The sequence below is a fragment of the Leucobacter sp. VD1 genome (genome assembly GCF_037150695.1).
In the GTDB taxonomy this organism is placed as follows: Bacteria; Actinomycetota; Actinomycetes; order Actinomycetales; family Microbacteriaceae; genus Leucobacter.
Genome location: NZ_JBBCPO010000001.1, coordinates 81,311 through 106,056 on the forward strand (window position 1 = coordinate 81,311; position 24,746 = coordinate 106,056).

Below are 24,746 nucleotides of genomic sequence, written 5' to 3' on the forward strand. Positions count from 1 at the left end.
CGCTCGCCGCGGGGCTGCCGTGTGTTGCGGATCCGCCTACGCAACTGATTCGCTGGGTTTCTCGCACTGTGAGCAGACTCCGCTCACAGTGAGCGTCTCAACGGTGGGTGCGGCAGTTCTCCACAGATGCCGGCGAACGCCGCGGCGAAGGGTCTTCGGCGCGGCAGGATCGGTGCATGGCGCCCTTGTTGAATTTCACCGAGCTCGGCCTCGACCTGCTTGCGCTGCTGTGGCCCGCTGCTTGCGTGGGCTGCGGTGAGCCCGATCGTGACTGCTGCTTGCCGTGTCGCGTGGAGCTGCGCCGTTCGGCACCACTGCTGCGCCCTGATATCGGCGCGCCCTGTTTCGTGCGGGGGCCCTATGAGGGGGTGCTGCGGGCGACGCTGGTGGCGTTCAAGCATCGCGGCAGGGTTGGGCTTGCGGGTGAACTGGGGGAGCAGCTGCGTGTGCCGCTCGTGGCGGCCCTCGACGTATGCCGAGGGCCGGCCGCGCCGGTGATCATCACGGCACCCTCTCGCCGCGTCGGCGTTCGGCGGCGCGGCTTTCGCCAGGTCGAGCTGCTCGTGAGTCGCGCGCTGCGCGGGCAGGGGGTGCGCGCCTTGCGGGTTGCCGCATTGCGGGCGGGGCAGGGGCGGCGCAGCCAGGTGGGGCTCGCGGCGGGTGAACGCGCCCGCAATGCCGCGAGAGTGCGGGTGCGGGCCTCACGAAGCGCCGTACTGCGCGGCCGAGAAGTGATCCTCGTCGATGACGTGATCACCACGGGGTCGACGGTGCTTGCGTGTCGTGACGCACTCGAAGCCAAGGGTGCGGTGGTGGTAGCGATTGTGGCGCTCTGTCACGCGCAACGCCGAGACACGCGCGGGATTCTCGTCTGAGAACGGTGCTCGAACGGAAGGGTGCGGTGGGGTTTCAATGAGTTTCCGGGGTTTCCGCTGGGAGCCCGGTGACGAGGTGGAAACGCTGCTGCCGAGTGCAGTAGAGTTCGGGAAAGGCGTAACGGTGCGCCACAGAGGCCCACCCGCCTGAGTCACCTGGGAGGTCACCATGGACGTGAACATCCGCGGCAAGAACGTCGGGATCACTGACCGCTTCGAGAGCTATGTCGAATCGAAGACCGAGAAGGTGTCGGGCCTGCTGCCCAGGGCTCAGTCGCTTGAGGTGAAGGTCTCGCGGCAGAGTGATCGCAGCCCGAAGCACGGTGATCTTGTTGAGATCACCTTGATCGGCCCGGGCCCCGTGATTCGCGCGGAGTCTGCTGGCGGAGACAAGTACTCGGCCTTTGATATGGCTTACGGGCGCGTGCTGGAACGCATTCGCCGTATGAAAGACAAGCGCAAGGATCGCCGCGGCCACGGACGTCTCTCTCTGGGAGATGCTGCAGCTCATGATTTCGCCGAGGTCGACGTAACGCCGGCTCCCGCCGAGGTGATCGATGCTGTGGCAACCGGCGCTGTGCCCATCCCCGAGCAGCAGGGCGGCGACGAGCAGTACTCGCCCGTGGTGATCCGCAGCAAGGAGTTCCCCGCTGAGCGGCTCTCCGTCGAAGACGCTGTCGATCAGATGGAGCTCGTGGGGCACGACTTCTTTCTCTTCGTCGAGCACGGTTCGGGTCGCCCCAGTGTGGTGTACCGCCGCAAGGGGTGGAACTACGGGGTGATCACGCTCACCGAGGAGTAAGGGTTGTCGCCGAGCGCAGCGTCCGCTGCTGCGTGAGGCGCTGATCCTCATATGGAGCCCGCCGCTCCTGCGTATCGCAGGGGCGGCGGGCTCAGTTGTGCGGTGCTCCGGGAGTTGCTGCGGTGCTGTCAGCCGAAGATGTGGGCCCGAACATGTCTTGCGCGTTTGAAAATTCCGGCGTCCACTACAAAGTCTGCCGCAGCCGCCAGCCGCGGCGCAGCACATTCCACAGCGCTTCGAACACAATCCCGCACGTCATCTTCGAACGGCCGCCGACACGCTCAACAAACGTGATCGGCACCTCAATAATCGGGCAACCCATCCGCTCCAACTCCCACGCCGACTCCACCTGGAAGCCGTACCCCTCGGAGTCGAGCGCCCCCAGATCGAGACGCGCCAGCCACGAAGCGTCGATCGCCCGAAACCCGCTCGTCAAGTCGTGCAAGCCCGAACGCAGCGCGATCCGCGCCACCCGAGTGCCAGTGCGCGAGATCCACCGCCGGTAACGCGGCCAGCCCACAATGCGCCCGCCCTCGACCCAGCGCGCCCCGATCGCGGCACCGCCCGCGCGGCGCGCAGCATCGATCAGCAGTGGCAGTTCCTCGGCGAGATGCGACCCGTCTGCATCCATTTCGACAACTAGCCCGAACCCCTCCGCCAGCGCAAACCGAAAGCCCGCAATGTACGCCGTGCCGAGCCCGCCCTTTGCCGAGCGATGCAACACCCTCACCCGCCGATGCGCCACCGCCAAACGATCCGCGAGCGCGCCCGTGCCATCGGGGCTGCCGTCATCGACAACCAGCACCTGCGCCTCCGGCACCGCATGCAGCACCCGCGAAACCACGGCCGCCAGGGTGCCGACTTCGTTGTACGTAGGGAGGATCACGAGCACAGCGTGCGAGGGTTCGCCCACAGCATCTCCATCCGGGCAAGTCCCCAGCCGATGCTGGGCTACGCCTTGCTAAGCTGAGGAGTTGTCACAATTCGGCAACGGCGGTGAAGTCGCGAAGCGGACCACCGTGCAGAACCTTACAGGAGACACAACGTGGCGACAGTTCTCGAAAAGCTCCTTCGCGTCGGCGAGGGTCGCACCCTGAAGAAGCTCCAGCGCTTGGCCAAAACGGTCACCGAGCTCGAGAGCTCCTTCGCCGACCTCAGCGATGAAGACCTGCGCGGAGAGACCGACGAGTTCCGCGAGCGGCTCGCGAAGGGTGAAACCCTCGACGACCTGCTCCCCGAAGCATTCGCCGCCGTGCGTGAAGCCGCCAAACGCACCATCGGGCTGCGCCCCTTCGACGTGCAGGTGATGGGCGGTGCCAACCTGCACCTCGGCAACATCTCCGAGATGAAGACCGGTGAAGGTAAAACCCTCGTCGCCACCATGCCGGCCTACCTCAACGCGCTCGCAGGTAAGGGCGTGCACGTCGTCACCGTCAACGACTACCTCGCCAGCTACCAGAGTGAGCTCATGGGCCGCGTCTTCCGCGCCCTCGGCATGACCACCGGCTGCATCGTCTCCGGGCAGGATCCCGCCACCCGCCGCGAACAGTACAACGCCGACATCACTTACGGCACCAACAATGAGTTCGGCTTCGACTACCTGCGCGACAACATGGCCTCCAGCGCCGAAGAGCGCGTGCAGCGCGGCCACTTCTTCGCCATCATCGACGAGGTCGACTCGATCCTCATCGACGAAGCCCGCACGCCGCTCATCATCTCCGGCCCCTCCTCAGGAGAAGCCAACCGCTGGTTCGCCGAGTTCGCGCGCATCGCCCGCAAGCTCGAAGCCGGCACCGACTACGAAGTCGACGAGAAGAAGCGCACCATCGGCGTGCTCGAACCCGGCATCGAAAAGGTTGAAGACCACCTCGGCATCACCAACCTCTACGAGTCGGTGAACACCCCCCTCATCTCCTTCCTCAACAACTCGATCAAGGCGAAGGCGCTCTTCACCCGCGACAAGGACTATGTCGTGCTCAACGGCGAAGTGCTCATCGTTGACGAGCACACCGGCCGCATCCTCGCAGGCCGCCGCTACAACGAGGGCATGCACCAGGCCATCGAGGCCAAAGAAGGCGTGCAGGTCAAGGCCGAGAACCAGATGCTCGCCACCGTCACCCTGCAGAACTACTTCCGCCTCTACGAGAAGCTCTCGGGTATGACGGGCACGGCCGAAACCGAGGCCGGCGAATTCATGTCGACCTACAAGCTCGGCGTGGTGCCCATCCCCACCAACAAGCCCATGCAGCGCAAGGACCAGCCCGACCTCGTTTACAAGAACGAAGAGGCAAAGTTCCAGCAGGCGGTCGAAGACATCGCCGAGCGCCACGAAAAGGGTCAGCCCGTGCTCGTCGGCACTACCAGCGTCGAGAAGAGCGAATACATCTCCCGCCTGCTCGCCAAAAAGGGCGTGCGCCACGAGGTGCTGAACGCTAAGAACCACGCACGCGAAGCCGCGATCATCGCGCAGGCCGGTCGACTGGGGGCTGTCACCGTAGCCACCAACATGGCCGGCCGTGGCACCGACATCATGCTCGGCGGCAATGCCGAGTTCCTCGCCGTGCAGGAAATGGCAGCCCGCGGTCTCTCCACCGAAGAAGATCCCGAAGCCTACGAAGCCGCCTGGGACGACGTCTTCGACGCCGTCAAGCGCACCGTCGCAGAAGAAGCCGAGAAGGTCAGCGCCGTCGGCGGCCTGTACGTGCTCGGCACCGAACGCCACGAATCGCGCCGCATCGACAACCAGCTGCGCGGCCGCTCCGGCCGTCAGGGCGACCCCGGCGAGAGCCGCTTCTACCTGTCGCTCGCCGACGACCTGATGCGCCTCTTCAACTCGGGCGCCGCAGCCGCACTCATGAACCGTGAGGGCTTCCCCGACGACCTCGCGATCGAATCGAAGGTGGTCTCCCGCGCCATCCAGAGCGCGCAGAGCCAGGTCGAACAGCGCAACGCCGAGATTCGCAAGAACGTGCTCAAGTACGACGACGTTCTCGACCGCCAGCGCAAGGCCATCTACGGCGACCGCCAGCAGATCCTCGACGGCGAAGAAATCGAAGGCCGCATCGACGCGTTCCGAGAGCAGACGCTCGACGCGATCCTCGACTCCCACGGACACGACGGTGAGTGGGATTTCGACGCCCTCTGGAGCGACCTCAAGCAGGTGTACCCGATCGGCATTACCGTCGACGAGCTCATCGCTGAGGCCGGAGGCACCCGCGTCGACAAGGGCTTCCTGCGCCGTGAGATCCTCTCCGACGCTGAGGTCGCCTACCGCAAACGCGAAGAAGAACTCGGCGAGGAAGCCATGCGCGAGCTCGAACGCCGCGTCGTGCTCGCCACGATCGACCGCCGCTGGCGCGACCATCTGTACGAGATGGAATACCTCAAGGAGGGCATCGGCCTGCGCGCAATGGCGCAGCGCGACCCGCTGGTCGAGTATCAGCGCGAAGGCTTCACCATGTTCGAGGGCATGATGGGCCAGATCAAGGAAGAGTCGATGGGGCTGCTCTACAACCTCGAGGTGAAGGTGCGCCCCGCCGAAGGCCCCCAGGATCACGTGCACCTCGAAGGCGGCGGGCTCGAAGAGCAGCAGACTCCGGATCAGTCCAAGCTCAGCTACACCGCCCCCGACGAAGACGGCGCGCCGTCTGTCAGCGGGGCGCAGGCGGCTGGCGGCAAGGCCGCCGGGGCGCCCCAGCAGCCCACGCAGCGCGGAGCCTTCGGCCAGCAGGTGCCCGCTGAGGGCGGCACCGCGAACCGCGCCGAGCGTCGCGCCAACAAGAAGAAGTAGGGCGTGGGCGGCGAGCAGCGCCGCCCACGCACCCGAACGAAGAACCGGAGCCGACTGCGGCCCGACCTGGAGAGAGCCATGGCAGAGAAACTCACGAAGAACGAGCGCCGAGAGCGCGCCCGCGAGCAGGCGCGCCTCGCCCGCGAAGCCGAGAAGCGCCGCGAGAAGCGCGGCCGCCTGATGCTGCAGGGTGGCATCGTCGTCGGTGTACTGGCGATCCTCGCGGTCGTCGCGCTCGTCCTCACCCAGACCATGAAGCCCGCCGGCCCGGGCCCCGAGAACATGGCATCCGGTGGTGTGGTCTTCACCAAGGATCTCAAGGTGGTCGAGACGCCCGCACTGCAGGCCGGTTCAGAGCGCAAGGCCCCCGAGGTCGATCGTAAACAGCTGCCCCTCGATGTCAGCATCTACGTCGACTACATGTGCCCCGCCTGCGGTGCCTTCGAGCAGCAGTACGGCACCATGCTCGAGAACTACGTGGGCAGTGGTGACGTCAATCTGCAGGTGTACCCGCTGAACTTCCTCGACAGTGCCTCGCTCGGCACCAAGTATTCGACGCGCGCAGCGAACATGTTCGCCTGCGTGGTCGAGCAGCAGCCCGACGTTGCGTTCAAGCTGCACAACACGCTCCTGAGCGCAGAAGTGCAGCCTAAGGAAGGCAGCACCGGCCTCACCGACGATCAGCTGCTCGAACAGGCCAAGAGCGCCGGCGCCGAGCTCACCACCGAGCTGCGCCAGTGCGTCAAGGACGTGCGCTTCGGCAGCTTCATCTCGGCGAACTACAAGGCCGTGAGCGAAACCGGCGTGCAGGGCCTCGCTAAGGGTGCCCAGATGTTCGGCCCCGGCGGCACCGAGCTGCAGCCCGCCGATCAGGCGCAGCGTCTCGTCAGCACCCCCACCGTGATCGTCAACGGTCAGCAGTGGAACCAGGCCCGTGACGGCGACCTCGAGTCGTACCTGCTGAAGGTGAAGGGCGAGGTCGAAAAGAACAGCGCGGCCTCAGACAAGACTGATTCTGCAGACACGAAGAAGTCGGAGTAAGCTATCCGGGGCGGTAGCGCACGCTACCGCCCCTTTGCCGCCTTAGCTCATCTGGTAGAGCAGCGCCCTTGTAAAGCGCAGGTGGTCGGTTCGAGTCCGACAGGCGGCTCCACTCGCTGCGCTCGTTGCGCCGCCTTCCGGCCTGCGAACCGACTCCGGTGTCGCAGGCTCCACCGGCTTCCCGCGCGCAACGCTGGCGCGTTGCATCAAGCACGGAAAGCAAGTCCGACAGGCGGCTCAAGTAAGAAACGCGTCAGCGTTTCGTCGCAGAGCCGCGGCGCTCACAAGCGCCAGCTACGGAGCGAAGCGCGGGCTGGGCTCCACTCGCTGCGCTCGTTGCGCCGCACCCACTCCCGTCACCGCTCGTTCGCCCTGCTCCTGCCGCGGGAGTAAGGTTGTCCGAGTGCATGTGAGGTTGAGGGTTCCCGTCGCACTGCTCGGTTCGGGCACTGCGGGCATGCTGGTTGCGGTGCAGTCGCGCATCAATGGCGGGTTGAGTCAGCAGATCGGCAACGGATATCTTGCGGCCGCTGTCTCGTTTGGTTCAGGGATGCTGCTGCTCGCGCTGATCACGCTTGCCACCCCACGGGCGCGGCGTGGCATGCGCCTGCTCTCTGCTGAGGTGCGTTCGGGGGGCTACCCGGTGTGGGGCCTGCTCGGGGGCACTTGCGGCGCGTTCTTTGTGCTCACGCAGGGGTTGGTGGCGTCAGTGATCGGGCTGGCGCTGTTTACTGTTGGCATTGTGGCGGGCCAGGTGCTTGGCGGCTTGCTGATGGATCGCATCGGCATCGGCCCCGGTGGTCGCGTTGATCCGTCGCTACCGCGGGTGGTGGGCACGGGGCTCGCGGTGGTGGCTGTTGCGGTGTCTGTGGCTGGCGGGCTGGGGGGTTCTGGATCGCCGTGGCTTGTCGTGGTTCCGCTGATCGCTGGGGTCGGTATGGCGTGGCAGTCGGCTGTGAACGGGTTGGTGCGGGCTGCGGCGCAGAGCGCGATCGCGGCGACTTTTGTGAACTTCTTGGTGGGCACTGCGGTGTTGGTTGTGGCTGCTGCGGTGTCGTTGGCGGTGCAGGGGTGGCCTGCGAGTTGGCCGAGCGAGCCCTGGTTCTATGCGGGTGGGGCGATCGGCATGATCTTTATTGCGGTGGCTGCGATGCTCGTGAGGCTCACAGGGGTGCTGCTGCTGAGTATGTCGAATGTTGCGGGGCAGCTCATCGCTTCGGTGCTACTTGAGGCGTCATTGCCGCTCGCTGGCGGGGTGACGACGTTGATGGCTGTGGGCACAGTGGTGGCTTTGGTGGCTGTGCTGATCGCGTCGTTGCCTGGGCGGCGCTCACGGTCGTGACCGGAGGGGCGTTTCAGAGTTCGCTGAGATGCCGTGACAGGTCGATGGGTTTGCGTGGTTTGCTGCGCCGGTCTGTGTCGGGGATGCCACCGACGTAGATCCAGCCGAGCAGGTATTCGGGCTTCTGCACGCCGAGTGCTTTGCGCACCGCTTTGGCGCGGGTGAGCGAACCGGTGCGCCAGAAGGTGCCCCAGCCGGCCTCGTGCAGCAGCAGTCCGAGGGTGTGGGCGACGCCGCTCGCGACGGCTTCCTGCTCCCACAGCGGCACTTTGCTCTTGCGTGGGCTCACCACGATGGTGAGCAGCAGGGGCGCGCGTTGCGCTTTCGCGATGTACTTGCCGCGCGATCCGCCTTCTGCTTTGGCGAGGGCTTTGCCGAGCTTGTTGCGAGCGTCCCCGCGCAGGCTGATGATGCGCCAGGGGCGCAGGCCGGAGTGGTCGGCGATGCTCGACATTGCTGAGACGAGTTCTGCGATTTCAGTCGGTGAGGGAGCGTCTTCGGTGACTTTGGAGTGGGACCGTCGGTTGCGAACCGCCTGTAGCGCAGGGCGGGGCGTCAATGATTCTGCGGGCATCTCGATCACCGGCGCTCGTCGGCGGATCCGGCCTCCGGCTCGAACGACAGTGCGAGGGAGTTCATGCAGTAGCGGTCGCCTGTAGGGGTGCCGAAGCCGTCGGGGAAGACGTGGCCGAGGTGCGATCCGCATTTCGCGCAGCGCACTTCGGTGCGCACCATGCCGAGGCTGCGGTCTTCGATGAGTTCGACGGCCTCGGGGCGGATGCTCTCGTAGAAGCTGGGCCAGCCGCAGCCTGAATCGAATTTGGTGCCCGCGACGAAGAGTTCGTTGCCGCAGGCGCGGCAGTGGTAGAGGCCGTCGCGTTCCTCGTGCAGCAGTGCGCCGGTGCCAGCGCGCTCGGTGGCGGCTTGGCGGAGGATCGCGTATTCCTCGGGGGAGAGGCGGGCGCGCCACTCGGCATCGTCGAGGCTTACTTCGTAGTTGTTGTCGGATCCGATGGGCTGGCTCATGATGCTCCTTTGCGCGCTGCGGTGCGCTGTCAGTGTACGCCGCGAGGCTGCTTGCGGGCCGGGAATGGCGACTGCGCGGGAGGGGCGGATCACCCCGACTTGCATCATCGGATGATATTCGTCAGACTATTCTGCGATGCCTCGAGTTAGGCATACCTCATCTGAGTCGGATGTGACACCGATTGCGGCTCCGCCGCAATCCCGTGCACACCCCAATTCCATCCATCAAGGAGTGCGTTGCGCATGTTTGCACGTCAGGGTTTGCGAGCGTCACTCGCAACATTGCTGGTGTCGGCCCTGGTCGCGGGGGGTGCGCTGCTTGGCGGCACCGCCGCTTCCGCAGAAGAACTGCCCGCCGATCCGCTGACCGAGCAGACCGCGATCCCCGAGGCCCCCAGCAACGGCACGCCGAGCGAGGCCCCCGCTGAAGAGCCAGCCGCACCGCAGCAGCCTGCCGCCGAAACGCCCTCCGGAGCTGACACCGCTCAGCCCGTCGACGACACCGCAGCAGCGGCTCCCTCGCTGCTCGCCGCGGCGCCGCCCGCAACGCTGGAAGCGGTGCGTGAGAATGGCGGATCGCTCGACTGGGGCTTCAAGGCCAGCTGGCGCGGTTACCTCGCGGGCGTGGGAGGCACGCAGACCCCGTACGGCGGTGCAACACTCAACCCTGACGGAACCACTCGCTTCCCCGAGTCGGCCGCGTCGAGCTTCGACCCAGCTGCGGGCACCGGTGAGATCGCCTACACCGGTGGTGTTATTTGGGATAACCCCGCGCACGGCTTCACGATCGCGCTGCAGAACCCGCGGATCACCATTGCGGCCGACGGCGCGGCCACCGTCTCAGCTGAGATGAGCACCACCGACACCGCTGGAGCCGACTCCGTTGCCCGCATTGTCGTGGCGACGATCGCTGCGACGGGGACTTCGGCCGAGACGAACTCACTGCAGCAGTGGACGGCCGCGGAGGGCGTGTTCGCGTCAACGCTCGCGCCGGCCGGAGTCGCGCGCTACCAGGGCCAGGCCACCGATGTCTTCACCTTCTCCACTCCCGCCGCGCCGCCGAAGGTGTGGTCGCCTGGGGTGCAGGTGTTCTTGGGTGATTCGACGACTCCGCTTGCTCCGGGTGCGCAGGTGTACAAGGGTGACAAGTTGAGGATCACGGGCACCGGGTTTGATCCGGCTGCGAATGTGGGTGGTCGTGGTGTTCCGATTCCGAACACGCTGCCGCAGGGTTCGTATGTGGTGTTCGGGAAGTTTGCTCCGGTGTGGAGCCCGGCTGATGGTGTTGCGGCTTCTGCGCGGAAGGCTGGCCCGCAGGGGTGGGTGCTTGCGGAGAGTGTGCTGAATCAGGTTCCGAATGATCGTGGCTACCAGAACATTGTGCGTGCGCAGTGGGTGCCGCTTGCCGCTGATGGTTCGTGGACTGCTGAGCTGACGTTGGCTGATCCGAAGGATGCCGCGACGGTGACCGGTGATTACGGCATCTACACCTATGGTGCGGGTGGCGTGAACAACAAGGCGCAGGAAACCAAGCTCGCGCTCAACTACACCGACACCGAGCGGCCGAAGGTGTGGTCGCCTGGGGTGCAGGTGTTCTTGGGTGATTCGACGACTCCGCTTGCTCCGGGTGCGCAGGTGTACAAGGGTGACAAGTTGAGGATCACGGGCACCGGGTTTGATCCGGCTGCGAATGTGGGTGGTCGTGGTGTTCCGATTCCGAACACGCTGCCGCAGGGTTCGTATGTGGTGTTCGGGAAGTTTGCTCCGGTGTGGAGCCCGGCTGATGGTGTTGCGGCTTCTGCGCGGAAGGCTGGCCCGCAGGGGTGGGTGCTTGCGGAGAGTGTGCTGAATCAGGTTCCGAATGATCGTGGCTACCAGAACATTGTGCGTGCGCAGTGGGTGCCGCTTGCCGCTGATGGTTCGTGGACTGCTGAGCTGACGTTGGCTGATCCGAAGGATGCCGCGACGGTGACCGGTGATTACGGCATCTACACCTATGGTGCGGGTGGCGTGAACAACAAGGCGCAGGAAACCAAGCTCGCGCTCAACTACACCGACACCGAGCGGCCCGTCGCACCCTCGTACGAAGCCGACCTCAAGGTGTTCCTCGCCGATGGCGTCACCCCCTACGACGGCCGTCAGGTGAAGGAAGGCGACAAGCTCGTCGTCAAGGGCACCGGCTACGATCCCTACGTGAACAAGTGCTTCACGGCGCAGCCTGTCTGCGATCTCGGCGGCCTCGGCAACCCGATCCCGTCCGACAAGCCCCAGGGCACCTTTGCTGTCTTTGGTCACTTCGGTGAGCACTGGCGTCCCTCTGAGGGCGCGCCGAGCGACCAGCGCAAGATCGACAAGAGTAACCGGGCCTGGGCACTTGCGAAGGACACCCTGGAGCAGGACGTTCCCGCGCAGTACCGAGACACGATCCGAAGCGAGTGGACAGAGATCGATCCCGCGAGCGGATCCTTCACCTGGACGGTAACGCTGAAAGAGCCCGCAGATCTCGTAAACGGCGGGAACTTCGGCATCTACACCTACGCCGGCGGCGTCAACACAAAGAACGCCGCCCAGGAGCGGATGGTTGCGATCAACTTCGCAGGCAAGGATCGCACGCCCAAGCCCGACCCCGACCTCACCAAGGGCGGCCTGAAGTGGGGCGTCAAAGATAGCTTCCGCAGCTACGTCGAGGGTGGTGCCGGCGGCAGCATCTCGATGCTCGGTGCGGCGAAGCGCTCCGGCGGCGTGTTCGAGTTCCCGCAGATCGACGGCGGATCCTGGAACGCGAAGAACGGCACCGGTGATGTGCACTACGCGGGAGGGGTGACGTTCACCGGGCACGGCGGCGCACTCGCGCTCACGCTCGCCGATCCGCAGATCACCGTCGAAAGCTCATCACGAGCCGTGCTGAGCGCCAAGATCGACAACGCCCGCGTGGCGCTCGCCGATATCGACCTGAGCAAGGCGAAGCGAAGCGAAGACAACGGTGCCGTGACCTGGTCCGGCGCGCCCAGCACGCTCCGGGCAGAGGCCGTCACGCACTTCCTCGATTTCTACACCGCCGGCAGCCAGATGGATCCCGTCACCTTCACCGTTGGCGCGGCCTCTGATGCGAAGCCCACCGACCCGGTGACTCCGCAGCCGAAGCCCGAGCCGAAGCCCGAGACACCGGCACCCGTGCCCGCCCAGGGCACACAGCAGGCCGGCTCACTCAGCTGGGGTGTGTCCTCAGGTTTCGCGGCCTATGCGACAGGTCCCATCGCGAAGGGCAGCGTAACGGGGAACGGCGTCGGCGGCGGCGCGGGCGGCTACGTCTTCCCGCAGGCCGGCAGCGCCTGGAACGCCGCCTCGCACACCGGCACCGTGCAGTACTCGGGCGTGGTGACCTTCACCGGGCACGCCGGACTCATGCGTGAAACCTTCGCCAACCCCGTCATCACCGTGCACAACGCGCTCTCGGGAACCATCACGGTGCGCGGCGAATCGTACGCCCTCAATCTCGCCGTCGCGGCCAAGTCAGTGGGGGCGAACGGCGAGGCCACCTGGGCTGGGGCACCCGTCGCCGGTGCCATCAGCGGCGGCGGATCGACGGGCAGCGGAGCGGGTGGAGGCTCCTTCGGCATCGACCCGGTTACCTTCACCGTGGGCGCGGTGAGCGGAGCAAATTACGGCACCACCACGGTGTCGGCGAAGCAGACGAAGCGCACCCCCGCTGCGGCCCCTCCGGCAACCACGGGCGTGACCGTGGTGACTCCGGCGAAGAAGCTCGTGCCGGGCGGCGAGATTGAGATCGAGGCTCCCGGCTTCGAGAGCAAGGAGCGGGACATCCTCGTGGTGGTGTACTCGGATCCGATCGTGCTCGACGAGGCCGCGGGCGCTGATGAGAACGGCACCGTGCGCTGGATTGGCACCCTGCCCGAAGATCTCGCACCTGGCACGCACACGATCACCCTGCAGGGCAGCATCAACGCCGGTGCGGTGATTGAGGTCGCCGAGAAGGCCGAGACCGTGAAAACGGAGAAGGCCAAGAAGGACGCCACCGCGAAGATCGCAGAGCAGGCCGAACCGATGGCCGCCGGAGTGCTCGGAGCGGATTCGGGCCCCGTGTGGGTATGGTGGGTCGCGGCGATCGCGCTGCTCGTGATCGCAGGAGCGACCACCGGTCTGGTGGTCGTGCAGCGCCGAGGACACGCGGGAGAGAAATGACGAACACAACGGCAGTGATCAAAGGGTTTCTCACGGCCACTATCGTTGCTGCAGCGGCTCTGGCGGCGCCAGCAGCCGCGACAGCGGCCCCTGCCGCGTCCGTGGCCGCAGGCAATTGCCCCGTGCAGACCGCGGAGATGACCTGGGGGGTGAAAGAGAGCTTTCGTTCATACATCAGCGGATCGATTGCGAACGGTGAATGGACCGTGAGCGAGGACATGCGCTACGAGACGCCCAACTTCATCTGGAACCAGGCCTCGGGAAGCGTCTCTGAAACGCTCGATGAGGGGCGGATTGCCTTCACCGGCGCCGTGCACTTCACTGGCCACGACGGTGCGATGCAGCTCGACATCGCCAATCCCGCGATCGAGTTCGCGGGCGAAGACACCGCCTATCTGATGCTCACAATGGGCGCGACCGACACCGCGAACGCGGGCGGCGCGGCCAGCGCATCAGAGGTGCGGGCTGCGAAGATCGACCTCGCGGGTGCCGTGTCCGCGCAGGACGGCGATCTGAAGATCGTGTCGGCTCCCGCCCGCCTCACGGCTGAGGGTGCCGAAGCGTTCAACGGTGAGTACGGCAGCTACGTCTCGGGTGACGAACTCGATCCCGTCAACGTCACCGCCACCGTCGATTGCCTGCTCGCGGCGAGCAGCGTCGAAGCGCTTGCAGAGCCGGCCCCCGCCGAGGTGGCTGCGCCGCAGCAGGCCGCAGCGCCGAGCGTGCCCTGGGTGCCGATCGTGATCGCCGGCGTTGCGGTGCTCGTGATCGGCGTCACCGTCGGCATGCTCATCGCCGGCCGGGGTAAGAAGCAGCCCACCGCTGAGCCAGGCACCGACGACGCGTCGTCGACCGAGGTCTGAGCCGGCCTACGAGTACCGAGATGGCCCACGATTCACGTGAATCGTGGGCCATCTCGGTATATCTGGGCTGACTCGATGACGCCGCGCTGCGGAACGGCACACTGCTGCCTGCGCAGACCGGTGCGGGGGCGGATCCGAATCGCGGATCCGCCCCCGTCTCAGACGCGCAGGGGGAGTACGATCCCCTTGCCCGTCACGGGGTGCGGCACCACCTCCACAGGGGTGCGGTACACCTCGCTCACGATCTCCGCGGTGAGCACCCGATCCGGTGCATCGCAGGCGAGGATGCTGCCGTCGCGCAGCAGCGCGATCCGATCCGCATACGCCCCGGCAAGATTGAGGTCGTGCAGCACCACGAGCACGGCGTCGCCGGCCTTGGCGCGCTCGCGCGCGATCCCGAGCACTGCCTCCTGATGACCCAGATCGAGTGCGGCAGTAGGTTCGTCGAGCATCAGCACACCCGTGCGCCCCGCCATCACCCGCGCGAAGCCCGAGCGGGCTCGCTCGCCGCCGGAGAGCGACGGCACCCTGCGATTGCCGAGATGCGCGACGTCGGCTGCGGTGATCGCCTCGGAGATCGCCGCATTGTCGTCTTCTTCGAGCGGAGTGCGGCGCCACGGCGCCCGCCCCATTTCGACAACCTGATGCACGGTGAACGGAAACAGCAGCTGATTGTCCTGCAGCAGCACGCTGCGACGCCGCGACAGATCAGAGAGCGACCAGTCGGAGATGTCGCGGTCGCCAAAACGCACAGATCCGCGATCCGGGGTGACATCACCCGAGAGCACGCTCAGCAGCGTCGACTTGCCTGCGCCGTTCGGGCCGAGCAGAGCGAGCACCTCGCCCGCCCGCAGCTCAAGTGAAACGGAATCGAGCAGCACGCGACCACCGCGCTCCAGGTGCACGGACTCCGCCGCGCAAACGGTCTCGCCGAGCATGGCGCGCTGCGGCACCTCGATATGGCGGGCCATCATCCCCACCCCCCGCTCCGCTTGCGGGTGCGTCGCAACAGCCAGAAGAAGAACGGGCCACCCACGAGCGCCGTCAGCATGCCGATGGGCATGTCGGCGTTCGGCACAACCGTGCGGGCCGCGAGATCGGCGAGGGTGAGCAGCAGCGCCCCGCCCAGCGCAGAAGCGGTCACAAGCGGCAGATGCGCCGGGCCAAGAATCATACGCATCAAGTGCGGGATCACGAGGCCTACGAAGGAGATGATGCCGGCGAAGGCGACCGCAGCCCCGGTCAGCAGTGCCACGACGAAGATCATGGTGATCCGCAGCATCTCGACATTGACGCCGAGGTGTCGCGCATTGCGCTCACCGAGCGACAACAGATCGAGTTTGCGGGCCGCGAAGTAAGCCGCGAGCAGGCCCACCGCGATCACCGGGGCGATGATCGCGACCTGCGACCAGCGACTGCCGGCGAGACTACCGAGCTGCCAGAACACGATCTGCTCACGCGACTGCGTATCGCCGAGGAAGGTGAGCAGGGCAATACCGGCGCCCGCGATCGCGTTCACTGCGATGCCGGTGAGCACCAGCGTGACCACCTCGGTGCGGCCATCGGCACGGCTCATCGCATAGACGAGCAGAGTGGCTCCGAGGCCCGCGACGAAGGCGAACACCGCCGTAGTCCACTCGCCGAACACGGTGACGCCGAAGACGATCGCGAGCCCTGCGCCCACAGCTGCTCCCGAGGAGATGCCGATCACGCCGGGTTCGGCGAGCGGGTTTCCGAAGATCGCCTGCATGAGCAGACCGGCCACGGAGAGGCCCGCGCCGATCAGCACCGCGATCGCGACGCGGGGGAAGCGCACGGTCCAGAGGGTCTGATCGCCCATCGGGTGGCTCGGCAGCGGCAGCCAGTCGATGCCGACGCGGTGCAGCAGCGAACCGAGCACCTCCTGCGGTGGGATTCCGAGCTGCCCCGTGCTGCCCGACAGCACGATCGAGACGATGAGCGCCACTGTGAGACATACGAAGAGCACTGTCTTCGTCGTCGCGTGACGTGACGTCGTGGCGGACGAGGATGGGGTCATGCGAGCTCGGAACACCTTTGCGTGACACACGCGGCGAGCGCGGCTCGGCCGGTGTGGAAATGGGGTGGATCTTCGAAGTCCGAGAATCATCATACCTAGCTGGGTTAGGCTAAACCCGGTATTCGTCTGATGGATTGAGGAGCGCCGTCGTATGAAGTTGGGAACGAAGCGTCGCGTGGCCGCGCTCGCGCTCGTGGCGCTGCTCGGGATCGGTGTGACAGGCTGCCAGAGCGGCGGCTCGCAGGGAGGCGCTGCAGCGGCCGAACCGATCAATCTGCCACCGCTGAGCGAGGTCACCCCGCTCGAAGACCCGACCGCATATGAGGGCCCTACGACCGCGCTCGTGGGCGGCCCCAGCATTCCTCCGCTCGCTGAGGCGGCAGAGGCGCAGCTCCCCGTCACTGTTGTCTCCCACGACCGCTCCGGCGACACCGACGTGACGGTCACCGATAACTCGCGCATCGTGCCGCTCTCGCTCAGCGGATCCGTCGGCGAACTCGTCACCGCATTCGGTCTCGCAGACAACATTGTGGGTCGCGACATCTCCACCACCTTCCCGGGCTCCGACGATGTACCAGTCGTCACGAAAGACGGCCACTCGATCGACGCCGAAAGCGTGCTCGCGCTCAACCCAAGCCTCATCATCACCGACGGCAGTATCGGGCCCAGCGATGTGGTGCTGCAGCTGCGCGATGCCGGGATTCCCGTGGTCACCGTGGATCGGGCGGTCGATGCCGAGAGCAGCTTTGTTACTGCCCAGCAGGTTGCCGACGCACTCGGGGTGGGCACCGCAGGCCCCACCCTTGTCGACTCGCTGCGCGAGGCCATTGCAGCCAAGGAGGCAGAGGTGCAGCGCTTGCTGCCCGAAGACACCTCGAAACTGCCTCGGGTGGCGTTCCTGTATGTGCGCGGCACCGCGGGCGTCTTCTATCTCTTCGGTGAGGGCAGCGGTGTGGATTCACTGATCCGCTCGGTGGGTGCCGTCGATGTGGCCGCCGAGATCGGCTGGAACGGCGAGAAGCCGATGACGGAGGAGGCGCTGATCGCGATGGACCCCGACATCATCATCGTGATGACGAAGGGCCTCGACAGTGCGGGCGGGGTTGACGGGCTGCTGCAGGCGCAACCGAGTATCGCGCTCACCTCGGCGGGGCAGCATCGTCGCATCATTGATGTCGACGATGCGGTGCTCTTCGCGGGCGGCACGCGGATCCCCGACGTGATCGACGGCCTCGCCCGCGCGATATATGCGCCGGATTCGCTGTAGACAACGCGAAGCGTTGTCGCGATCCGGCGCTGGCTTACGAGCCAGCCGACGTGCGGAGCACGGAGGAGATTCGCTGTAGACAACGCGAAGCGTTGTCGCGATCCGGCGCTGGCTTACGAGCCAGCCGACGTGCGGAGCACGGAGGAGATTCGCTGTAGACAACGCGAAGCGTTGTCGCGATCAACTCACCCCTCAGCTGGAGAACTGTCAGGGATGGTCGGGGTACGCTAGTGGAATCCGCGGGGCAGGGGCCGCGGGCGAAGGAACGGGAGCAGGCTTGGCGCAGAAGATCGAAGACACGAGCACCACTCGTGGCGTGCGCCAGGACTACCCGGAAGATCGTTTCGACAGGGTGCCGCGCAGCGGTCGTGTCGGCGCGCACCGCATCACTCCTCGTCCTCGCTATGTCTGGCAGTACCTGATCGCTGGGCTGCTCGGCTTTGCGCTGCTCACCACCGTTGGTATCGCCATTGTCACGGGGATCGGCAACGCCGGTAAGTTCGCTGGCGATACCCCCTCGAGTTCGTCGAGCTCAACCAAAGCGCCTGAGGCGATTCTCGACCCCGCCGCAACTGTCGCGGTGCTCAACGGCACCCCCACCCCGAATCTTGCCGCCGCTGTCGATCAGATCATCACCGAGCAGCAGTGGGGCACCATTCTGTTCAGTGGCAGCGCGGCTGCCAGCGATGTGCAGATCTCCGCAGTCTTCTACTCCGACCCCGCTGACGCCTCTGCTGCTGCGGGTCTTGCCGCGAAGCTGGGCGGCATCTCCACTTACCCGGCCGACACCTATCAGGAGTACGGCGCGCGCCTCATCGTGCTGCTGGGAGCTGACTATGCCGGGCCCGGCCTGGGGGAGACCCAGAGCCCGGCCGCGGAGGAGACTCAGGTTGATCCCGCAACGGGCTACCAGATCGACGCGGAAACCGGGCGTCTCATTGATCCGGGCACGGGCTGGCTGATCGACCCGGATTCCGGCTGGCCGGTCAACCCTGAAACCGGCGAGCCTGTCGACCCTGCGACGCTGCCCGCGCCGTAGCCCTCGTCTGCCGGGGCAGTCTTCTGTGGAGCACTTCGCGCTCCCTGCGTGTTCGCTCCTCGCGAGCAACGCTGCTTGCACTCGGCATGCTTGAGTGCCAAGATTGGTGTTAGCAGTCGAATCGACTGAGTGCTAAAACATCCGTGCGTCGGTGCCCGGCGCCGGCACGGAGCCCACCATCAGTAGAGACGTCCGGGAGGGGCGAAACACATGGCAAAGATCATTGCGTTTGATGAGGAAGCGCGTCGTGGACTTGAGCGGGGTCTGAACATCCTCGCCGACGCCGTCAAGGTGACGCTCGGCCCGCGCGGCCGCAACGTCGTTCTCGAGAAGAAGTGGGGCGCCCCCACGATCACCAACGATGGCGTTTCGATCGCCAAGGAGATCGAGCTCGACGACCCGTACGAGAAGATCGGCGCCGAGCTGGTCAAGGAGGTCGCCAAGAAGACCGACGACGTCGCGGGCGACGGCACCACCACCGCCACTGTGCTCGCTCAGGCGCTCGTGCGCGAGGGCCTGCGCAACGTTGCCGCCGGCAGCGACCCCATCGCGATCAAGAAGGGCATCGAGAAGGCTGTCGCAGCTGTCTCGGCCAAGCTCCTCGAAAACGCGAAGGAGATCGAGACCACCGACGAGATCGCTGCCACCGCTTCGATCTCGGCCGCTGACGAGCAGATCGGCAAGCTCATCGCCGAGGCGATCGACAAGGTCGGCAAGGAGGGCGTCGTTACCGTCGAGGAGTCGAACACCTTCGGCACCGAGCTCGAGCTCACCGAGGGCATGCGCTTCGACAAGGGCTACCTCTCGGCCTACTTCGTCACCGACGCTGATCGCCAGGAGGCGGTCTTCGAGGATCCCTACATCCTCATCGTCAACAGCAAGGTCTCCAACATCAAGGATCTGCTCCCCGTCGTTGATCCCGTGATCCAGTCGGGTAAGCAGCTCCTCATCATCGCTGAGGACGTCGAGGGTGAGGCGCTTGCCACCCTCGTGCTCAACAAGATCCGCGGCATCTTCAAGTCGGCTGCTGTCAAGGCTCCCGGCTTCGGCGATCGCCGCAAGGCCATGCTGCAGGACATCGCGATCCTCACCGGCGGCACCGTCATCTCCGAGGAGGTCGGCCTCAAGCTCGAGAACGCCACCCTCGACATGCTCGGCAGCGCCCGCAAGGTCATCATCACCAAGGACGAGACCACCATCGTCCAGGGTGGCGGCGACGAGGAGCAGATCCAGGGCCGCGTGGCTCAGATCCGCCGCGAGATCGAGTCGACCGACAGCGATTACGACCGCGAGAAGCTGCAGGAGCGCCTTGCGAAGCTCGCCGGTGGCGTCGCCGTCATCAAGGCTGGCGCTGCGACCGAGGTCGAGCTCAAGGAGCGCAAGCACCGCATCGAAGATGCCGTGCGCAACGCCAAGGCTGCTGTCGAAGAGGGCGTGCTGCCCGGCGGCGGTGTCGCCCTGATCCAGGCCGGCAAGGACGTCTTCGACACGCTGGAGCTCTCGGCTGATGAGGCCGTGGGTGCGAAGATCGTGCGCGCTGCTATCGAGGCACCGCTGCGTCAGATCGCTCAGAACGCGGGCCTCGAGCCCGGTGTTGTTGCGGATCGCGTCGCCAATCTCCCCACCGGTCACGGCCTCAACGCCGCCACCGGCGAGTACGGTGACCTCGTCGCCCAGGGCATCCTCGATCCCGCCAAGGTGACCCGCTCGGCGCTGCAGAACGCGGCATCGATCGCCGGCCTCTTCCTCACCACCGAGGCTGTTGTCGCCGACAAGCCTGAGCCCGCCTCGGCGGCTCCGGCTGACCCCGGTGCCGGCATGGACTTCTAAGTCCACAGCCTCTCGCAAACGCGGCGGTCGCACCCTCGGGTGCGGCCGCCGCGTTTGTGTGTTCCGGGATGATCGCATGTGCGTGAGCTGTTAGAATCGCAGGAGTCATCCCAGCGCCCGTGGAGGAACTTCCGAGTATGTCGCAGTTCGCCCTGAGCGGCTCGCACAGGCCCCAACTCCACCCGGGATCCACCCTCCCGCAGTTGCAGCAGGCTCTTACCGCCGATGCGTCGCTGGCCTTCGACGTCGCCGAGCACCCGTCGGCCGATGAAGCGCTTCGGCGCTATATCTGGCAGAGATGCGACAACGAACTTCGGGTGCGGATGGTCGAGAGCTTCCTTGCGCGATCCGATGCGAAGCTTGCGGCAGGTGCCGAGCTTCCGGTGCAGGCGATCCGCTTCTATGACATGCTGCACCGGCTGCGAGACGCACTGGTGAGCGAAGGGCACCCCGACACCGACGCCGAGATGACCACGATCCCGGGCGGTGGCTGGCCGCGGCCCGTGGCTCCTGCCGGCGCTGCGCCACTTGCGTCTCCCGCCGATGGGCCGGCTACACCGGTCACCCCGGGCGAGAGCGGCGTCGAACTGTTCCTCCCAGACGGCACCGCAGCCAAGCTCCTCGCCCGCCGCGTGATCCTCGGCCGGCGCCCCCGCACCACACGCGGCAGCGTGGAGCAGCTCGTGAAGATCGTCGACCCGAGCCGCATGATTTCGCTGATGCACGCGCTGCTCGAGTTCGACGGCAGCCGCTGGTGGATTACCGATCTGGGCTCCACGAACGGCACCTGCCTCGGTTCCGATGCCTCGGCGCCCTTGGCGGCACCGGGAACCCCCTACCTGCTTCCGCAGCGCATCATGCTCGGCGGGGTGACGCTGGTGTTTCGGCAGGTGGGCCGATGACCGGCGGTGCGGTGCTCTCGCCGAGGCTGGAAGTCATCAGCGACGGAACACGGCATACGGTGCTGCCCGGCACATTCTTCGTGGTCGGCAGGTCAGGGCATCCCGACCTCCGCCTCGACACCCCGATCGTGTCGCGTCGGCACCTGGTCATCGGCTACAAGCAGGGCTGGTTCGTCGAAGATCTCGGTTCGAGCAACGGCAGTTACATCGGTGAGGAGCGAATCGCGCGTGAGGCCATCATGGCCCCCACCGAGCTGCGCCTCGGCGATCCGCGAACCGGCCCGCTCATCAGGCTCGTCCCCGCAGCCACGCCGACTCGCGCTCCGATCACACGAGACATGTTCGGCGCCGCGCTTCGACAGCTCGACCCGCCGCCGCTCTTCGATGCCCAGCCCGCGAGCGCAGAGCCGCAACACCAGTACGGAGGCGCTCCTGCCAGAGCCCCGCACCCGGTGGGGGCCCAGCACCTCCTGGGAGACCCGTCGCATGCCGCCGCCCCGATATCTGTCACCCACAGGCCTGCCGCCGAGGCACTGACACGGCCTGTCGTGCAGGGGGAGGGGCTGCGCATCCGCGGCCTGGGCTTTCGGCTGGCGAACGGCAGGCCCCTGCTGCGGGATATCTCCCTCGACGCGCCGCGGGGCACCCTCACCGCCGTGGTGGGGCCGTCGGGCGCCGGAAAGTCGACCTTTGCGCGCACGGTGACCGGGCTACGCCAGGCGAGCGAGGGCACGGTGTCGTTCGACGGCATCACCGTGCATGAAGACAATGACCGCGCGAAGCCAATGATCGGTATGGTGCCGCAGGAAGACGTGATCCACGGCCAGCTGACGCTGATCCGCGCCCTCCGCTTCGCTGCGAAGCTGCGGCTCGGCGATGGCGTCAGCCCTGCAGAGCGGGAGGCCCGCGTGCAGCACGCGCTCGCGCAGCTCGACCTCGAAGCGCATGTCGGCACGCGCATTTCAAGCCTCTCCGGCGGTCAGCGCAAGCGAGCGTCGGTTGCGCTGGAGCTGCTGACAGAGCCGGCCTTCCTGTTGCTTGACGAGCCGACATCGGGCCTCGATCCGGCTCTTGACCGTCAGCTGATGGAGGAGTTTCGTTCGCTGGCAGATGGCGGCAGAACCGTCGTCACCATCACCCATTCGGTGGCCTGTCTCGCGCTCTGCGACCAGGTGGTGGTGCTGGTGCCCGGCGGTGCTCCCGCGTTCATCGGCCCAGAAAGCGACGCCCTGGCATTCTTCGGCACCGATGACTGGTCGCAGATCTTCGAGCGTCTTGCGGCCGACCCGGAAGGCTGTGCGGCCCGCTGGGCCGCGACGGAGACCGCGCAGCGCATCTCCGCACCGGCCGGCCCGTCAGTGCCGAAGAAGCTGCCGACAGCCGAGCGTGCGTCTCGGGCCACCTCGCGCGGGGCGCAGCTCGCTACCCTCGTGCAGCGTCAGCTCGCGCTGATGGTCGCGGATCGCGGCTACACGCTCTTCCTGCTCGCCCTCCCGTTGTTCGTGGGGTTGCTGCCGATCGTGGTGCCCGGCGAAACCGGGCTCACCCAGGTGCAGCAGGCGAAGAACGCGCAAGAGCCGCAGATGATCCTCACGCTGCTCATGATTGGTGCCGTGTTCATGGGGATCTCGATGAGTATTCGCGATCTCGTTGGTGAGCGCAGCATCTATGAGCGGGAGCGCGCGGTGGGGCTCAGCACCTCGGCGTATCTCGGCTCGAAGCTGCTGGTCTTCTCGGCCCTTGCGTTCTTTGGTGCCGCGGTGATCTGTGGGGTGTCGGGGGTGATTGCGGATCCACCCACGGGTGATGGGGTGATCGGGCTGGGCGCGCGTGTCGAGCTCGGAATGGCCCTAGCCGCGACGATCATCGTGGGCGCGTGTATGGGCTTGTTGCTGTCAGCGCTCGTCAACTCGCAGAACCAGGTGATGCCGGTGCTGATCGTGGTGCTGATGGCGCAGATGGTGCTCAACGGTGGTCTCATCCCGCTGGTCGACAGCGCGGTGTTGAACGCTGCGTCGATGGGGGTGCCCACGCGCTGGACGCTGGCGCTGGGTGCGAACAGCATCGATCTGCATGGCCTGCTCGTCATTGCTGATGAGGTCGAGCGTGCCGCGGTTGCGGGCTCGCTGACCGAGCCCGACACGATGTGGGAGCAGGGTGCGGCGCGTTGGTGGGGTGGCGCACTGGTGGTCGCGGCGCTCGCAGCGCTGTGCATTGCGGGCGCCTGGTCGCGCACGCGCTCCCGCGCCGCATAGCGGTTGCGGGAGCGCTGCCGCCCTCAGGAGTCGGTGCCGGGTGCGGGCAGCTCGACGCGGAACGTCGCGCCGCCGCCGGGGGTTTCGTGCACCTTGACGCTGCCCCCGTGGGCGTCGACAATCGACTTCACGATGGCGAGACCGAGGCCCGATCCGCCCGTCTCACGGTTGCGGGAGGTGTCCGCCCGCCAGAAACGGCCGAAGATGCGATCGCGGATCTGCTCGGGGATGCCCTCGCCGTGGTCGACGATGTCGAAGCGCGACATGGCCGGCTTGCCTTCCTGCGGCGGCACCGCCGAGACCACGATCTCGATCGGGCTGCCCTCGGGAGTGTGCCGCATCGCGTTGCCGATGAGGTTGGTCATGAGCTGGCGCACTTTGTGCTCGTCACCGAGCACCTGCGGGTCAGTGGGGTCTTCGACCACGCTGACTTCCCTGTCGGGGGCCTGGGCGCGCGCATCGAGCGCGGCATCGTGTGCGAGTCTGCCGAGCGCAAGCGGGGCGAGTTCGAGCGAGCGGCGTTCGTCGAGCCGGGCGAGCGCCAGCAGATCCTCGACGAGCGAGGTCATGCGGATCGCTTCCTTTTCGATGCGCTCCATGGCCTGACCCACCTGCTCGTCGTTCTGCAGGGCGCCCATGCGGTACAGCTCGGCGTAGCCGCGCACCGACACGAGGGGGGTGCGCAGTTCGTGGCTGGCGTCACCGATGAAGCGGCGCATGCGTTCGATGGTGCGAGCCTGATCTTCGAGCGATCCGTCGAGGCGGTCGAGCATCACGTTAAGCGATTCGCCGAGGTGTCCCACCTCGGTGTGCGGGCTCGACACCATGATGCGTTTCGAGTAGTCGCCGCGCGAGATCTCAAGCGCGGTCTGCTCGACCTCGGCGAGCGGCAGGAACGTGGCGGTCACGAGCAGGCGGGTGAGCGCCGCACCCAGCAGGATCACCGCGATGCCGAAGGCTGTGAAGATCACCACGTACTGCGCGAGCACCTGATTGATGAAGCCGCTCGATGCCGCGATGAGCAGGGTGCCGCGGATCTGACCGTTCTCGGCGATGGGCAGCGCGATAGCGCGCCACTCCGTGCCGTCGGGGCTCGACAGTGGGGTGAAGCCCTCGCGGTTGATCGCGTCGGGTTCGGGCACCTGCGGGGTCGACGAGGTGCCCTCGCCCCTGGCGTTGTCGTACTGCAGGGTGCCGTCAGAGCCCAGCAGCGCGACGTAGTACAGGCGATCCGCGTAGAGGATATCGTTGCGGGTGAGGTTGTTGATGTCAGCACCCTGCGCGAGCGCGTCGGCTGGGTTGCTGCGCAGCTGAATGAGCGTGTTCGTCTGATTCAGTGCGAGCATAGGCCGCAGCACCGAGAGGGTGCCAACGCCGGCCACGATGAGCCCCAGAAAGAGGATGAACACCGTGACGCCGGTGATCTTCGCGCGCAGCGAGACATCGGCCCAGCGGTCGGCGAGGCGAGCCACC

The 24,746-nt window shown here is 66.4% G+C and carries 18 protein-coding genes and 1 tRNA gene; 13 read left to right on the forward strand and 6 right to left on the reverse strand.

All coding sequences use genetic code 11. The annotated features are described in order from the left end of the window. The first annotated feature begins 176 nt into the window (after window positions 1-176). Window positions 177-875: a ComF family protein gene (locus tag WFL22_RS00365; RefSeq protein ID WP_336990994.1), complete on the forward strand. Its 699-nt coding sequence runs from the start codon at window positions 177-179 to the stop codon at window positions 873-875. 169 nt (window positions 876-1,044) lie between these two features. Then, entirely contained in the window at window positions 1,045-1,677 is a 633-nt protein-coding gene (hpf, locus tag WFL22_RS00370; RefSeq protein WP_336990995.1) for a ribosome hibernation-promoting factor, HPF/YfiA family, read from the forward strand. Window positions 1,678-1,861: 184 nt separating this feature from the next. Here the strand turns inward: hpf and WFL22_RS00375 are convergent, their stop codons facing one another. Next, window positions 1,862-2,590, reverse strand: coding sequence for a polyprenol monophosphomannose synthase (locus WFL22_RS00375; protein WP_336990996.1), 729 nt, complete (start codon window positions 2,588-2,590; stop codon window positions 1,862-1,864). A 132-nt stretch (window positions 2,591-2,722) separates the two neighbouring features. On the opposite strand from WFL22_RS00375, the gene secA reads away from it, so the two are divergent. The 4 genes from secA (at window position 2,723) to WFL22_RS00395 (ending at window position 7,850) form a co-directional block, all read left to right on the forward strand. Continuing rightward, entirely contained in the window at window positions 2,723-5,467 is a 2,745-nt protein-coding gene (secA, locus tag WFL22_RS00380) for a preprotein translocase subunit SecA (RefSeq protein WP_336652731.1), read from the forward strand. Window positions 5,468-5,545: 78 nt separating this feature from the next. Beyond that, the gene (locus tag WFL22_RS00385; RefSeq protein ID WP_336990997.1) at window positions 5,546-6,508 is read left to right on the forward strand and encodes a DsbA family protein; all 963 of its coding nucleotides are present in this window, start codon (window positions 5,546-5,548) and stop codon (window positions 6,506-6,508) included. 36 nt (window positions 6,509-6,544) lie between these two features. Then, window positions 6,545-6,620, forward strand: a tRNA-Thr gene (locus WFL22_RS00390). Window positions 6,621-6,911: 291 nt separating this feature from the next. Next, the gene (locus tag WFL22_RS00395; RefSeq protein WP_336990998.1) at window positions 6,912-7,850 is read left to right on the forward strand and encodes a DMT family transporter; all 939 of its coding nucleotides are present in this window, start codon (window positions 6,912-6,914) and stop codon (window positions 7,848-7,850) included. A gap of 13 nt (window positions 7,851-7,863) precedes the next feature. On the opposite strand, the gene WFL22_RS00400 is transcribed toward WFL22_RS00395, so the two are convergent. Together WFL22_RS00400 and msrB are read right to left on the reverse strand one after the other, a co-directional pair. Continuing rightward, entirely contained in the window at window positions 7,864-8,424 is a 561-nt protein-coding gene (locus WFL22_RS00400) for a nitroreductase family protein (protein ID WP_336991783.1), read from the reverse strand. 5 nt (window positions 8,425-8,429) lie between these two features. Further along, entirely contained in the window at window positions 8,430-8,876 is a 447-nt protein-coding gene (gene msrB / locus WFL22_RS00405; RefSeq protein WP_336990999.1) for a peptide-methionine (R)-S-oxide reductase MsrB, read from the reverse strand. A gap of 243 nt (window positions 8,877-9,119) precedes the next feature. On the opposite strand from msrB, the gene WFL22_RS00410 reads away from it, so the two are divergent. Beyond that, window positions 9,120-13,079 (forward strand): HtaA domain-containing protein, encoded by a 3,960-nt coding sequence (locus WFL22_RS00410; RefSeq protein ID WP_336991000.1) that lies wholly within the window; start codon window positions 9,120-9,122, stop codon window positions 13,077-13,079. Continuing rightward, the gene (locus WFL22_RS00415) at window positions 13,076-13,942 is read left to right on the forward strand and encodes an HtaA domain-containing protein (protein ID WP_336991001.1); all 867 of its coding nucleotides are present in this window, start codon (window positions 13,076-13,078) and stop codon (window positions 13,940-13,942) included. Before WFL22_RS00410 ends, WFL22_RS00415 begins: the two co-directional genes overlap by 4 nt. Before the next feature lie 158 nt (window positions 13,943-14,100). Here WFL22_RS00415 and WFL22_RS00420 read toward each other — a convergent pair whose 3' ends face one another. Next, window positions 14,101-14,913 (reverse strand): heme ABC transporter ATP-binding protein, encoded by an 813-nt coding sequence (locus WFL22_RS00420; RefSeq protein WP_336652725.1) that lies wholly within the window; start codon window positions 14,911-14,913, stop codon window positions 14,101-14,103. Next, window positions 14,913-15,980, reverse strand: a complete 1,068-nt coding sequence (locus WFL22_RS00425; RefSeq protein WP_336652724.1) for a FecCD family ABC transporter permease — start codon at window positions 15,978-15,980, stop codon at window positions 14,913-14,915. Before WFL22_RS00425 ends, WFL22_RS00420 begins: the two co-directional genes overlap by 1 nt. Before the next feature lie 151 nt (window positions 15,981-16,131). Between WFL22_RS00425 and WFL22_RS00430 the strand changes: the two genes are divergently transcribed. The 5 genes from WFL22_RS00430 (at window position 16,132) to WFL22_RS00450 (ending at window position 23,273) form a co-directional block, all read left to right on the forward strand. Then, a complete protein-coding gene (locus WFL22_RS00430) occupies window positions 16,132-17,247 on the forward strand; it encodes a heme/hemin ABC transporter substrate-binding protein (RefSeq protein WP_336652723.1) in 1,116 nt (371 codons plus the stop codon). Window positions 17,248-17,524: 277 nt separating this feature from the next. Then, window positions 17,525-18,286 (forward strand): LytR C-terminal domain-containing protein, encoded by a 762-nt coding sequence (locus tag WFL22_RS00435; protein WP_336991003.1) that lies wholly within the window; start codon window positions 17,525-17,527, stop codon window positions 18,284-18,286. 210 nt (window positions 18,287-18,496) lie between these two features. Further along, on the forward strand, window positions 18,497-20,116 hold the full coding sequence (gene groL / locus WFL22_RS00440; RefSeq protein WP_336652721.1) for a chaperonin GroEL: 1,620 nt from the start codon (window positions 18,497-18,499) through the stop codon (window positions 20,114-20,116). Between the two features lie 137 nt (window positions 20,117-20,253). After that, the gene (locus tag WFL22_RS00445; RefSeq protein WP_336991004.1) at window positions 20,254-21,018 is read left to right on the forward strand and encodes an FHA domain-containing protein; all 765 of its coding nucleotides are present in this window, start codon (window positions 20,254-20,256) and stop codon (window positions 21,016-21,018) included. Next, window positions 21,015-23,273 carry an ATP-binding cassette domain-containing protein gene (locus WFL22_RS00450; protein ID WP_336991005.1) on the forward strand — a complete coding sequence of 753 codons (2,259 nt, stop codon included), beginning with the start codon at window positions 21,015-21,017 and terminating at the stop codon, window positions 23,271-23,273. Before WFL22_RS00445 ends, WFL22_RS00450 begins: the two co-directional genes overlap by 4 nt. Before the next feature lie 23 nt (window positions 23,274-23,296). On the opposite strand, the gene WFL22_RS00455 is transcribed toward WFL22_RS00450, so the two are convergent. Further along, complete coding sequence (locus tag WFL22_RS00455; RefSeq protein ID WP_336991006.1) at window positions 23,297-24,745, reverse strand: sensor histidine kinase; 1,449 nt, start codon at window positions 24,743-24,745, stop codon at window positions 23,297-23,299. Window position 24,746 lies beyond the last annotated feature (1 nt).